The following is a 12,607-nucleotide window of genomic DNA, read 5'->3' as shown; positions in this document are numbered from 1 at the left end:
CCTCGGAGCAGACCGCGAAGGCCCCCGCCGCGCCCCCCTGATGTCCAGGGGCCGCGGCGGGGGCCTTCGTCACGTCCGGGCTCAGCCCAGGTGCGTCCGCACGGCCTCGGCCAGCTTGGCGGCGACGCCCTCGGCCTGGACGGCGTCCGCGGCCTCGACCATGACGCGCACCAGCGGCTCGGTGCCCGACGGGCGCAGCAGCACCCGGCCGGTGGAGCCCAGCTCGGCCTCGGCCTCGGCGACCGCGGCGGCCAGCTCGGTGCTGGTCTTCACGCGGCCCTTGTCGACGCCCTTGACGTTGATCAGGACCTGCGGCAGCCGGGTCATCACGGCGGCCAGGTCGGCGAGCGGCTGCTTGGTGGCGGCCAGGCGGGCGCCCAGCATCAGGCCGGTCAGGGTGCCGTCGCCGGTGGTGGCGTGGTCCAGCAGGATGACGTGGCCGGACTGCTCGCCGCCGAGCGCGAAGCCGTGCTCCTTCATCGCCTCCAGCACGTAGCGGTCGCCGACGGCGGTCTCCACCAGGTCGACGCCCTCGCGCTCCATCGCCAGCTTGAAGCCGAGGTTGGACATCACGGTGGCGACCGCGGTGTTGCGGCGCAGGGTGCCGGCCTCCTTCATGGCGACGGCGAGGATGGCGATGATCTGGTCGCCGTCCACCTCGTTGCCGTCGGCGTCGGCGGCCAGGCAGCGGTCGGCGTCGCCGTCGAGGGCGATGCCGAGGTCGGCCTGGTACTCCTTCATCGCCGTGCGCAGCCGGTCCAGGTGGGTGGAGCCGACGCCGTCGTTGATGTTGAGGCCGGTGGGCTCCGCGCCCAGGGTGTGGACGACCTCGGCGCCGGCCCGGGCGAAGGCCTCGGGGGCGACGTAGGCGGCGGCGCCGTGGGCGCCGTCGATGACGACCTTGATGCCGTCCAGGCGGTTGGGCAGGACGCCGATCAGGTGGGCGACGTACTTGTCGAAGCCCTCGGTGTACTCGCGCACCCGGCCGACGGCCGCGCCGGTCGGACGGTTCCACTCCTCGCCGCCGAGGGCGTGGGCGCGGTAGTGGGCCTCGATCGCGTCCTCGATCGTGTCGTCCAGCTTGTGGCCGCCGCGGGCGAGGAACTTGATGCCGTTGTCCGGCATCGCGTTGTGGCTGGCGGAGAGCATCACGCCGAAGTCGGCGCCGAGCGCGCCGGTGAGGTACGCCACGGCCGGGGTGGGCAGCACGCCGACGCGCAGCACGTCGACGCCGGAACTGGCCAGGCCCGCGATGACCGCGGCCTCCAGGAACTCGCCCGACGCCCGCGGATCGCGACCGACCACCGCGACCGGCCGGTGGCCGTCGAAGGCGCCGGCCTCGCCGAGCACGTGGGCCGCCGCGACCGACAGGCCGAGCGCGAGCTCCGCCGTCAGGCCCACGTTGGCCACTCCGCGCACGCCGTCCGTACCGAAGAGTCGTCCCACTGTCCCGTCCTCCATCAACCAGTCCCGGAAGTCCACTCGGTCCCCGGCCGCCGCACAGTAGCCGGGGAACGCGTCGCCCCGGAGTACACGTGGTACTCCGGGGCGACGGTTGCGCGCAAACCAGGGGGCGGCGCCGCCAGGGCGGTACGCACCCCCTGGGACGCGATTAGCGCTTGCTGTACTGCGGCGCCTTGCGGGCCTTCTTCAGACCGGCCTTCTTGCGCTCGACGGCGCGGGCGTCACGGGTCAGGAAGCCGGCCTTCTTCAGCGCGCCGCGGTTGTTGTCCACGTCGGCCTCGTTCAGGGCACGGGCCACGCCGAGGCGCAGCGCGTAGGCCTGGCCGGAGACGCCGCCACCGCTGATGCGGGCGACGACGTCGTAACGGCCGTCCAGCTCGAGGAGCTTGAAGGGCTCGTTCACGGTCTGCTGGTGCACCTTGTTGGGGAAGTAACCCTCGAGGGTGCGACCGTTGATCTTCCACTGGCCGGTGCCGGGGACGATGCGCACGCGGGCGATCGCCTCCTTGCGACGGCCCAGGCCGGCGCCGGGGACGGCCTCGCCGAAGCGGCCGGCCAGCGACTCGGAGGTGTAGCTCTCCTCGGAGGTGTACTCGCCCTCGACGGCCTCAACGGCCTCGTCGAAGTCGACCTCAAGGGTTTCAGTGGTCTCGGCCACGGTGTTCCTCAGCTCTTTTCAGTGTTGGGGGGCTTGGTGGCCGAATTACTGCGCGACCTGGGTGATCTCGAACGGCACCGGCTGCTGGGCAGCGTGGGGGTGCTGGTCGCCCGAGTAGACCTTCAGCTTCGAGAGCATCTGACGGCCCAGGCTGTTCTTGGGGATCATGCCCTTGATGGCCTTCTCGACGGCCTTCTCCGGGTTGTTCGCCAGCAGGTCGTCGTAGCGCACCGAGCGCAGACCGCCCGGGAAGCCCGAGTGGCGGTAGGCCAGCTTCTGGGTCTTCTTGTTACCGGACAGGTGCACCTTGTCGGCGTTGATGATGATGACGAAGTCACCAGTGTCAACGTGCGGCGCGTAGATCGCCTTGTGCTTGCCCCGGAGGAGGTTGGCGGCCTGGGAAGCCAGGCGGCCGAGCACGACGTCGGTCGCGTCGATGACGTGCCACTGACGCTGGACGTCGCCGGGCTTGGGGCTGTACGTACGCACGGTCGTAGCCTTCGCTTTTCAGTGAGTGAGTCCTGACAGGAGCACCCGGACGGAAGAGCAGCCTGATCACCCTTGGACGCAATTCAAGGATGACCGCTGGTCGTCGACCTGATGTCTCCGGCGTACCGACCTCTCACGTGAGATAGAGCGAGCCAATACGCACATCAAGCGTCCAGGTTACCGGGCGGGCGGGGAGGGGTCAAAATCCCGCTCCCACCGGCCGGGGGACCGGCCGCCCGTCACTCAGCGTTCGCGCTCGACCCGGGTGACGTCCCAGACCGGCTCGGACGACTCAAACACCCGGCCGTCGGCCCCGAACACCAGGTAGCGGTCGAAGGTCCGGGCGAACCACCGGTCGTGGGTGACGCACAGCACCGTGCCCTCGAAGGCCTCCAGCCCGGCCTGCAGCGCCTCGGCGCTCTCCAGGTCCAGGTTGTCGGTCGGCTCGTCGAGCAACAGGGCCGTCACGCCGGAGAGTTCGAGCTTGAGGATCATCAGCCGGGCCTGCTGGCCGCCGGACAGCGACTCGAACTTCTGCTCCTCCTGCCGGTCCAGCTCGTAGCGGCGCAGCGCGCCCATCGCGGCGCCGCGGCTGAGCGCGTGCTCCTCCTCCACGATCGAGCGGACGGTGCGCCCGAACAGCTCCGGGTGGGCGTGCGTCTGCCGGAAGTGGCCCGGGACGACCCGGGCGCCGAGCTTCCACGCCCCCGTGTGCGCGACCGTCTCGTCGCCGGCCAGCAGCCGCAGGAGGTGCGACTTGCCGGCGCCGTTGGCGCCGAGCACCCCGACCCGCTCGCCGTAGAAGACCTCCAGGTCGAAGGGCTGCATCAGGCCGGTGAGCTCCAGCTGGTCCATGGTGAAGGCCCGGACGCCGGTGCGCCCGCCCTTGAGCCGCATGGTGATGCTCTGCTCGCGCGGCGGCTCCTCCGGGCGGCCGGCCTCCTCGAACTTCTTCAGCCGGGTCTGGGCGGCGGCGTAGCGGGTGGCGAGCGCGTGGCTGACGGAGGCGGCCTGGCGCAGGGTGACGACCAGCTTCTTGAGCTTGGCGTGCTCCTCGTCCCAGCGCCGGCCGAGCTCCTCGAAGCGCGCGAAGCGGTCCTTGCGGGCCTCGTGGAAGCTGTCGAAGCCGCCGCCGTGCACCCAGACGCTGCTGCCGGCCGCGCCGGACTCGACGGCGATGATCTTGTCCGCGGTCTTCGAGAGCAGCTCGCGGTCGTGTGAGATGTACAGCACGGTCTTCGAGGTGGCCTTGATGGCCTCCTCCAGCCAGCGCTTGCCCGGGACGTCCAGGTAGTTGTCCGGCTCGTCGAGGAGGAGCACCTCCTCCGGGCCGCGCAGCAGCGTCTCCAGGACGAGCCGCTTCTGCTCGCCGCCGGAGAGGGTGTTCAGGCCGCGCCACTGGGCCTTGTCGAAGGGCACGCCGAGGGCCGCCATGGTGCAGACGTCCCAGTCGGTCTCGTAGTCGTAGCCGCCGACGTCGGCCCAGTCGGAGAGCGCCTGGGCGTAGGCCATCTGGGTCTTCTCGTCGTCCTGCGCGATCATCGCGAGCTCGGCGGCGTCCACCGCGCGGGCGGCGGTGGCGATCCGCTCGGGGGCGACGGAGACCAGCAGGTCGCGCACGGAGGCGTCGGCCGGCAGCGCGCCGGGGGTGGCCGACCGGTCCTCGCGGCCGGTGGTGCCGACGAACTGGCGCATCACGCCGAGCCCGCCGCTGATCGTCACCGAGCCGCCGTGCGGCTGGATGTCGCCCGCGATCATGCGCAGCAGCGTCGTCTTGCCGGCGCCGTTGGCCCCGACCAGGGCGACCGCGGCGCCCTCGCCGACCCGGAAGGACGCGTCGTCGAACAGCACCCGTCCGTCCGGCAGGTAGTACTCAAGGTGCGAAATCTCGACGTGTCCCATGGGAGCGATTGTCCCAAGCCGACGCCTCCGGCCAAAACGGATTTGGAGCCGGCCTCCGGAGACGGGCCCTAACCGGCGGCCGGCTGCCCGGGCAGGGTCCGCATGCGCCGGGCCTGGCGGTTGCGTTCGGCCAGCTGGTCGTCGGCCGGGTAGCCGACCTCCTCCAGCGTGAGCCCGTACGGCCGGATCACGTTGACGGCCGAGTTGCGGACGCCGCCGGCCAGCACCTCGCCGGGGAACTCCACCGGCCGGTGCCCGTCGCCGACCAGCAGCATCGCGCCGACCAGCGCCCGGACCATGTTGTGGCAGAACGCGTCGGCGCGGACGGTGGCGACCGCGAGCGAGCCCTCCTGGGCGGCGTAGGGGTCCACCGGGACGCGGTCCCAGTGGAGCTCCAGCAGGGTGCGGATGGTCGTCGCGCCCTCGCGCTTCTTGCAGTACGCGGCGAAGTCGTGCTCGCCGAGCAGCAGCTTGGCGGCCTCGTTCATCCGGTCGAGGTCGAGCGGCCGGTCGTGCCAGAGCACGTGCCCGCGCAGCAGCGGGTCCACCCCGCCCTGGTGGTCGGCCACGCGGTACGCGTAGCGCCGCCAGATCGCCGAGAAGCGCGCGTCGAACCCGGGCGGCGCCTCGCCGACCCGGTAGATCCGGACGTCCCCGGGCAGCCGCCCGGCCAGCCGGCGCAGCAGCTTCTCGCGGTGCGCCTCCCACAGCTCGGCCGGCAGGTCGACGTGCGCGACCTGGCCGCGCGCGTGGACGCCGGCGTCGGTGCGGCCGGCCACGGTCAGCGGGAACAGCTCGCCGCTGCGGGTGACGACCTGCAGCGCGCTCTCGATCTCCTCCTGGACCGTCCGGCGGCCGCCCTTCTGGCGGGCCCAGCCGGAGAACTCGGCGCCGTGGTAGGCGAGGTCGAGCCGGACCCGGACGTAGCCGTCGGCCGGGCCGTCCTTCACCGGCGGCTGCTCGGCGCAATCGTTGACCACTGCTTCTCTTCTCCCGGGGACCTCGAAGACAAGGAACGGGCCCGCTCCCCCATCGCTGGGAGAACGGGCCCGCGGTACACCTAGAGGTGTCAGGCCTGCTCGGCGGCCTCGGCCTCGTCGGCCTTGGTCTCGACGGCGGCGGCCTCGTCGGCCTCCTTGACGGCGCGCTTGGTGGCGGCCTCGGCCTCGCCGACGGCGGTCTGCGCGACGGTCAGCGCCTCGACCAGCTCGATCACGGCCATCGGGGCGTTGTCGCCACGACGGGGACCGACCTTGGTGATGCGGGTGTAGCCACCCGGGCGGTTCTCGTAGCGCGGCGCGATCTCGGTGAAGAGGGTGTGCAGCACGGCGATGTCGGTGATCGTCTTGCGCACCAGGCGACGGTTGTGGATGTCGCCCTTCTTCGCCTTGGTGATCAGCTTCTCCGCCAGCGGGCGCAGGCGGCGGGCCTTGGCCTCGGTGGTGGTGATGCGGCCGTACTGGAACAGCTCACGGGCCAGACCGGCGAGCAGCAGCGGCTCGTGGTGCGGGCCACCGCCGAGGCGGGCACCCTTGGTGGGACGCGGCATGGAATTACTCCTTGGATCTCCGACTGCGGCCGTACCAGGTACCGCAGCGGGCGTACGGGCACTGTGCCCGCACGACTTTCACGACGACGGGGACGGTCCTCGCGAGAACCGCCCCCGCGGCCAAATCTCTTAGTACTGCTCGGTCTCGGCGTAACCCGCGTCGTCCAGGTCGTCGGCGCCGAAGGCGTCGGCGGCCGCGGTCGGGTCGAACCCGGGCGGGCTGTCCTTGAGGGCCAGGCCCATGCCGGCCAGCTTCGCCTTGACCTCGTCGATCGACTTCGCACCGAAGTTGCGGATGTCGAGCAGGTCGGCCTCGGAGCGGGCCACGAGCTCACCCACGGTGTGGATGCCCTCGCGCTTGAGGCAGTTGTAGGAGCGGACCGTGAGCTCCAGCTCCTCGATCGGCAGCGCCAGGTCGGCGGCCAGGGCGGCGTCCGTCGGGGACGGGCCCATGTCGATGCCCTCGGCGTCGATGTTCAGCTCGCGGGCGAGGCCGAACAGCTCCACCAGGGTCTTGCCGGCCGAGGCCATGGCGTCGCGCGGACGCATGGCGGGCTTGGTCTCGACGTCGACGATCAGCTTGTCGAAGTCGGTCCGCTGCTCGACACGGGTGGCCTCGACCTTGTAGGTGACCTTCAGCACGGGGCTGTAGATCGAGTCGACCGGGATGCGGCCGATCTCCTGGCCGGAGGCCTTGTTCTGGACGGCGGAGACGTAGCCGCGACCGCGCTCGACGGTCAGCTCCATCTCCAGCTTGCCCTTGCCGTTCAGCGTGGCGAGGACCAGCTCCGGGTTGTGCACCTCGACACCGGCCGGCGGCGCGATGTCGGCGGCGGTGACGACACCCGGGCCCTGCTTGCGCAGGTACATCACGACCGGCTCGTCGTGCTCCGAGGAGACGACCAGCTGCTTGATGTTGAGGATGAGGTCGGTCACGTCCTCCTTGACGCCCGGCACGGTGGTGAACTCGTGCAGGACGCCGTCGATGCGGATGCTGGTGACAGCGGCACCCGGGATCGACGACAGGAGCGTGCGGCGCAGGGAGTTGCCGAGGGTGTAGCCGAAGCCCGGCTCCAGCGGCTCGATCACGAACCGCGAGCGGAACTCGTCGACGACCTCTTCGGTCAGCGAGGGGCGCTGAGCGATAAGCATGGGGGGTAATCCTCCGGTTGTCTTCGGCACCCACTATTTGATGCCGACAGGACCAAGCGTACGGGGTCTCGCACAAAACGAGACCCCGTACGTGGTTTAAAGCAGGACCCAGCGTGCCCGAAGGCGCTGCGTCAGACGCGGCGGCGCTTCGGCGGACGGCAGCCGTTGTGCGGGGTGGGGGTGACGTCCTGGATCGAGCCGACCTCCAGGCCGGTGGCCTGGAGCGAACGGATCGCGGTCTCGCGGCCGGAGCCCGGACCCTTCACGAAGACGTCAACCTTGCGCATGCCGTGCTCCTGCGCGCGACGGGCAGCGGCCTCGGCGGCCATCTGCGCGGCGAACGGGGTGGACTTGCGCGAGCCCTTGAAGCCGACGTGGCCGGCGGAGGCCCAGGAGATCACGTTGCCCGCGGGGTCGGTGATCGAAACGATGGTGTTGTTGAACGTGCTCTTGATGTGCGCGTGGCCGTGAGCGACGTTCTTCTTTTCCTTGCGGCGGATCTTCTTCGCGCCGGCAGCCTGACGACCCTTGGGGGGCATAAGTCTGTTCTCCTACTGAGGTGGTCGGTCCGCTGACCCGCGGGCCGGAGGGATGTCCGGTTACGGGACGGACTACTTCTTGCCCGGCTTCTTCTTGCCGGCGATCGCGCGACGCGGGCCCTTGCGGGTACGCGCGTTGGTGTGGGTGCGCTGGCCGCGGACCGGCAGGCCACGGCGGTGACGCAGACCCTCGTAGCAGCCGATCTCGACCTTGCGGCGGATGTCGGCGGCCACCTCACGGCGGAGGTCACCCTCGACCGTGTAGTTGGCGTCGATGTACTGGCTCAGCTTGACGAGGTCTTCCTCGGAGATGTCGCGAACGCGGACATCCGGGTTGACACCGGTCTCGGCCAGGGTCTGCTGGGCGCGGGTACGGCCGATGCCGTACACGTAGGTAAGGGCGATCTCGATCCGCTTCTCACGGGGGAGATCAACGCCGGCGAGGCGTGCCATTCAAGGCTCCTGTGTTTCTTCAGAGGTCTTGCGTGCTACCTACTCCGACATCTCACGATGAGGGAGCCCCGGCCTCTGACCGGGGGCGGCAGTCCGTCCGGTGTCCCGTAGACGGATCGGGTAGCCCGCTTATGACGTTTTTCGCGTCGCGCGAAGTACTACGAGAAATGCTGGGGAGAGATCAGCCCTGGCGCTGCTTGTGGCGCAGGTTGTCGCAGATCACCATGACCCGGCCGTGGCGGCGGATCACCTTGCACTTGTCGCAGATCTTCTTGACGCTCGGCTTGACCTTCATGTTCAGGTTCTCCGGGTCTAGATCTGACGTTCTTACTTGTAGCGGTAGACGATCCGGCCGCGCGTGAGGTCGTAGGGGCTGAGCTCCACGACGACCCGGTCGTCCGGCAGGATGCGGATGTAGTGCATGCGCATCTTGCCACTGATGTGCGCGAGGACCTTGTGACCGTTCTGCAGCTCGACCTTGAACATCGCGTTCGGCAGAGACTCGATCACGGTGCCCTCGATCTCAATGGCGCCTTGCTTCTTAGCCATGAACTGCGAGATCCACCTTCCGGGACCGGCTACCGTATGCGGAACGCTCGTGCGAACCTGGGTTCACCCCGTCCCCGAGGGGAAGAGGGCGCGCTGAAGCACGCTACGAGTGAGCCGACGGTCCATCCTACGCCAGCGCGTCCGATGGGCCAAAACGAGGCTCCCGCGGGACGGCCGCGTCACACCCCGGCGGACACCGCCAGCGGCTCGACGTGCGCGGTGCACGCCGAGCAGCGGCGGGCCGCCTCGGGGATGTCGGTCAGGCACTCGGGGCACGGACGCTTCGGGGTGGCCGGCTTCTTGGGCATGTACCGGGCGGTGGCCTTGCTCACCGGCAGGACGACGCAGAAGTAGAGCACCGCGGCGGTCATCACGAACGCGATCACCACGTTGAGGAACTGCCCGTACGGGAAGGTCACGTTGGCGACCGTCGCCTTGTACGAGCCGAAGTCGCCGGCCGCGCCGACGACCACGCCGACCAGCGGGGTGAGGAACGCGGACACGAAGCCGGTCACCACCCCGGTGAACGCGGCCCCGATGACGACACCGACCGCCATGTCGACGACGTTGCCGCGCATCATGAAGTCGCGAAATCCCTTGAGCACGTGCTCTCTCCTCGCTCTGAGCCCACAAGTAGCCACTGCCAGCCGATAAAAATAGGACAAAAGCCCTGGAGGTCCAAACCTCCAGGGCTCCGGTGCCTTGTCGGCGACGGCAGTCGGCCGCCGGGCGACTACGCGAGCGGGTCCGGCGCGGCCGTGACGCCGAGCTTCGCGAGCTCCGCCTTGCCGCCGTCGAAGGCGGTCAGGACCAGCGGGCCCTGCTCGGTGACGGCGACGGAGTGCTCCCAGTGCGAGGCCCAGGTGCCGTCGTTGGTGACGACCGTCCAGTCGTCCTCCAGCACGGTGGTGTGCGGGGTGCCCAGCGAGACCATCGGCTCGATCGCCAGCACGGTGCCGGGGATCAGCTTCGGGCCCTTGCCGCGGCCGCGCTCGACGTAGTTCAGGACGTGCGGTTCCATGTGCATCGCGGTGCCGATGCCGTGACCGCCGTAGCCCTCGGTGATGCCCCACTTGCCCTTCGGCGGCAGCGGCTGGCGGCGGATGAAGCCCTCGATCGCCTTGGAGACGTCGACCAGGCGGTTGCTCTTCTTCATCTGGGCGATGCCGGCCCACATCGAGCCCTCGGTCACCCGGCTCAGCATCTCGACCTCGGGGCGGACCTCGCCGACGGCGACGGTGATCGCCGCATCGCCGTGCCAGCCGTCCAGGATGGCGCCGCAGTCGATCGAGATGATGTCGCCCTCCTGCAGCACCCGGTCGCCGGGGATGCCGTGCACGACCTCGTTGTTCACCGAGGCGCAGATCACGCCCGGGAACCACAGGCCGCCGTGGTGCGCGCGGAAGTTGGAGGTGGCGCCGTGGTCGGTGATCACCTTGTCCGCGACGTCGTTCAGCTCCTGGGTCGTCACCCCCGGGGCGACCGCCTCACGGCAGGCCTTCAGCGCTTCGGCGACGACCAGCCCGGCCGCTCGCATCTTCGCGATCTGCTCGGGGGTCTTGATCTCCACCATCAGGGTCACGCCTTCCACGTTCCGTTTGCCACTGCGTACCACCGTACGACGCCGTACGGCCGCGCTGCCCGGGATAGGGAGCGCGGCCGTACGTACGTCGCTAAAAAACTCAGCTGTCCTGCTTCAGCGCCTCGATCGCGCGCTGCGTCACCTCGTCCACCTTGCCGAGCGCCGAGATCGTCGCCACCAGGCCCTGCTGGACGTAGTAGTCGATGATCGGCTCGGTCTCCGTGTGGTAGACCTCCAGGCGCGTGCGCACCTTCTCCTCGGTGTCGTCCGAGCGCTGGTACAGCTCGCCGCCGCACTCGTCACAGACGCCCGCGACCTTCGGCGGGTTGTAGTCCACGTGGAACACGTGGCCGCCGTCGTTGCGGCACAGGCGCCGGCCGGCGATCCGGCGGACGACCTCGTCCTCGGGGACCTCCAGGTCCAGCACGCCGTCGAGCGTGATGCCCTGCTCGACGAGGAACTCGTCCAGCGCCTTCGCCTGGCCCAGGTTGCGGGGGAAGCCGTCGAGCAGGAAGCCGTTCGCGGCGTCCGCCTGCAGCATCCGGTCCTTGGCCATCCCGATGGTCACCTCGTCCGGCACCAGGCGACCCGCGTCCATGTAGCTCTTGGCCTCGAGCCCCAGCGGGGTGCCCTGGCCGATGTTGGCGCGGAACAGGTCTCCGGTGGAGATGTGGGGGATGGACAGGGTCTTGGCGAGCAGGTGCGCCTGAGTACCCTTCCCGGCCCCGGGAGGACCAACGAGGACGATACGCATCAGCGGAGGAACCCTTCGTAATTGCGCTGCTGGAGCTGGCTCTCGATCTGCTTCACAGTTTCGAGTCCGACGCCGACGACGATGAGAACGCTGGTGCCGCCGAACGGGAAGTTGGTCTGCTGTCCGAAGGCGACCAGGGCGATCATCGGGATCAACGCGATCAGGCCCAGGTAGAGCGAACCCGGCCACGTGATCCGGGTCAGCACGTAGTTCAGGTACTCGGCCGTCGGCCGGCCGGCCCGGATGCCCGGGATGAAGCCACCATACTTCTTCATATTGTCGGCAACTTCTTCGGGGTTGAAGGAGATCGCGACGTAGAAGAAGGCGAAGAAGACGATCAGCAGGAAGTAGGTGGCCATGTAGATCGGGTGGTCACCCTTGACGAAGTTCGTCCGGATCCAGGTCGCCCAGCCGGCCTGGCTGTTGGTCAGCTGGACCACCAGGGCGGGGATGTACAGCAGCGACGAGGCGAAGATGACCGGGATGACACCGGCCTGGTTCACCTTGAGCGGGATGTAGGTCGAGGTGCCGCCGAACGCGCGGCGGCCGATCATGCGCTTCGCGTACTGCACCGGGATCCGGCGCTGGGCCTGCTCGACGAAGATGACCAGCATCACAACGATGACGCCGACGGCCACGACGGAGAGGAACTCGACCCAGCCGCCACCGATGGTGCCGGACTGCTTGATCGCCCACATGTTGGAGGGGAACTGCGCCGCGATCGAGGTGAAGATCAGCAGCGACATGCCGTTGCCGATGCCGCGGTCGGTGATCAGCTCGCCCAGCCACATGATGACGGTGGTGCCGGCGGTCATGGTGAGCACCATGACGGCGACCCGGAACACGCCGGTGTCCGGCACGATCTGGTTCGCCAGCGGGCAGCCGGAGAACAGCGCACCGCTGGAGGCCGTCGCGACGATGCCGGTGCCCTGGAGCACGGCGAGCGCGATGGTCAGGTAGCGGGTGTACTGGGTGATCTTCGCCGTACCGGCCTGGCCCTCCTTCTTCAGCGCCTCGAGTCGCGGGATCACGACGGTGAGGAGCTGGAGGATGATGCTGGCCGTGATGTACGGCATGATGCCGAGCGCGAAGATCGTGAGCTGAAGAAGCGCGCCACCACTGAACAGGTTGACGAGCCCGAAGAGGCCGCTGTTCTTGGTCTCCTTCACGCACTCGTTCACGGCCGTGAAACTCACGCCGGGAATCGGGATGTGCGAGCCCAGCCGGAACAGCACCATGATGCCCAGCGTGAACAGCAGCTTCTTGCGCAGGTCGGGCGTCTGGAACGCCCGCGCGAACGCACTGAGCACGGTGCCTCCTGCGCCTCCCGCACGTCGTCGGCGGGAGGGTCGGTCCTGAATGGGGAGTTTGCGGTTCGGGCCCCCGTACAGACGGCACAGGCGAGCCTACGCGCAGCCTACAAGGGAACTCCACGGACTCTAACAGTGCGCAGCCACTCGGAAGAAGCGCGTACGGCCCCTCCCCCACTCACGGGGTACGGGATGCCCGGATTTGC

General features: G+C 69.3%; 15 protein-coding genes. All 15 read right to left on the bottom strand.

All coding sequences use genetic code 11. The annotated features are described in order from the left end of the window. Nucleotides 1-81: 81 nt before the first annotated feature. Entirely contained in the window at nt 82-1,446 is a 1,365-nt protein-coding gene (gene glmM / locus ACFVU9_RS12755; protein WP_380435932.1) for a phosphoglucosamine mutase, read from the bottom strand. Between the two features lie 166 nt (nt 1,447-1,612). Then, nucleotides 1,613-2,122 carry a 30S ribosomal protein S9 gene (gene rpsI, locus ACFVU9_RS12750; protein ID WP_049649053.1) on the bottom strand — a complete coding sequence of 170 codons (510 nt, stop codon included), beginning with the start codon at nt 2,120-2,122 and terminating at the stop codon, nt 1,613-1,615. A 45-nt stretch (nt 2,123-2,167) separates the two neighbouring features. Next, nucleotides 2,168-2,611, bottom strand: a complete 444-nt coding sequence (gene rplM / locus ACFVU9_RS12745) for a 50S ribosomal protein L13 (RefSeq protein WP_030055846.1) — start codon at nt 2,609-2,611, stop codon at nt 2,168-2,170. A gap of 243 nt (nt 2,612-2,854) precedes the next feature. Continuing rightward, nucleotides 2,855-4,513 (bottom strand): ABC-F family ATP-binding cassette domain-containing protein, encoded by a 1,659-nt coding sequence (locus ACFVU9_RS12740; protein WP_387592787.1) that lies wholly within the window; start codon nt 4,511-4,513, stop codon nt 2,855-2,857. Between the two features lie 68 nt (nt 4,514-4,581). Then, nucleotides 4,582-5,493 (bottom strand): tRNA pseudouridine(38-40) synthase TruA, encoded by a 912-nt coding sequence (gene truA / locus ACFVU9_RS12735; RefSeq protein ID WP_380435927.1) that lies wholly within the window; start codon nt 5,491-5,493, stop codon nt 4,582-4,584. A gap of 89 nt (nt 5,494-5,582) precedes the next feature. Further along, nucleotides 5,583-6,062 carry a 50S ribosomal protein L17 gene (gene rplQ, locus ACFVU9_RS12730; protein WP_359962289.1) on the bottom strand — a complete coding sequence of 160 codons (480 nt, stop codon included), beginning with the start codon at nt 6,060-6,062 and terminating at the stop codon, nt 5,583-5,585. Nucleotides 6,063-6,191: 129 nt separating this feature from the next. Then, nucleotides 6,192-7,214, bottom strand: a complete 1,023-nt coding sequence (locus ACFVU9_RS12725; RefSeq protein ID WP_030055844.1) for a DNA-directed RNA polymerase subunit alpha — start codon at nt 7,212-7,214, stop codon at nt 6,192-6,194. A gap of 131 nt (nt 7,215-7,345) precedes the next feature. Then, nucleotides 7,346-7,753 carry a 30S ribosomal protein S11 gene (rpsK, locus tag ACFVU9_RS12720; protein WP_030232513.1) on the bottom strand — a complete coding sequence of 136 codons (408 nt, stop codon included), beginning with the start codon at nt 7,751-7,753 and terminating at the stop codon, nt 7,346-7,348. 72 nt (nt 7,754-7,825) lie between these two features. Then, a complete protein-coding gene (rpsM, locus tag ACFVU9_RS12715) occupies nt 7,826-8,206 on the bottom strand; it encodes a 30S ribosomal protein S13 (RefSeq protein ID WP_097237495.1) in 381 nt (126 codons plus the stop codon). Nucleotides 8,207-8,387: 181 nt separating this feature from the next. Then, nucleotides 8,388-8,501, bottom strand: coding sequence for a 50S ribosomal protein L36 (gene rpmJ, locus ACFVU9_RS12710; protein ID WP_003956441.1), 114 nt, complete (start codon nt 8,499-8,501; stop codon nt 8,388-8,390). 32 nt (nt 8,502-8,533) lie between these two features. Next, a complete protein-coding gene (infA, locus tag ACFVU9_RS12705; RefSeq protein WP_003956442.1) occupies nt 8,534-8,755 on the bottom strand; it encodes a translation initiation factor IF-1 in 222 nt (73 codons plus the stop codon). Nucleotides 8,756-8,934: 179 nt separating this feature from the next. Further along, entirely contained in the window at nt 8,935-9,360 is a 426-nt protein-coding gene (mscL, locus tag ACFVU9_RS12700) for a large conductance mechanosensitive channel protein MscL (protein ID WP_387592782.1), read from the bottom strand. A 128-nt stretch (nt 9,361-9,488) separates the two neighbouring features. Next, entirely contained in the window at nt 9,489-10,328 is an 840-nt protein-coding gene (gene map / locus ACFVU9_RS12695) for a type I methionyl aminopeptidase (RefSeq protein WP_380496090.1), read from the bottom strand. Between the two features lie 109 nt (nt 10,329-10,437). Continuing rightward, complete coding sequence (locus ACFVU9_RS12690; protein WP_380435923.1) at nt 10,438-11,091, bottom strand: adenylate kinase; 654 nt, start codon at nt 11,089-11,091, stop codon at nt 10,438-10,440. Further along, nucleotides 11,091-12,401 carry a preprotein translocase subunit SecY gene (gene secY / locus ACFVU9_RS12685; RefSeq protein WP_380435921.1) on the bottom strand — a complete coding sequence of 437 codons (1,311 nt, stop codon included), beginning with the start codon at nt 12,399-12,401 and terminating at the stop codon, nt 11,091-11,093. The genes ACFVU9_RS12690 and secY overlap by 1 nt, the downstream gene beginning before the upstream one ends. Between the last annotated feature and the right edge of the window lie 206 nt (nt 12,402-12,607).

Source organism: Kitasatospora sp. NPDC057936 (assembly GCF_042887525.1).
Classification (GTDB): Bacteria; Actinomycetota; Actinomycetes; order Streptomycetales; family Streptomycetaceae; genus Kitasatospora.
Note: the sequence above shows the minus strand (reverse complement) of the source record. Positions and strands in the feature narration are given on the sequence as shown.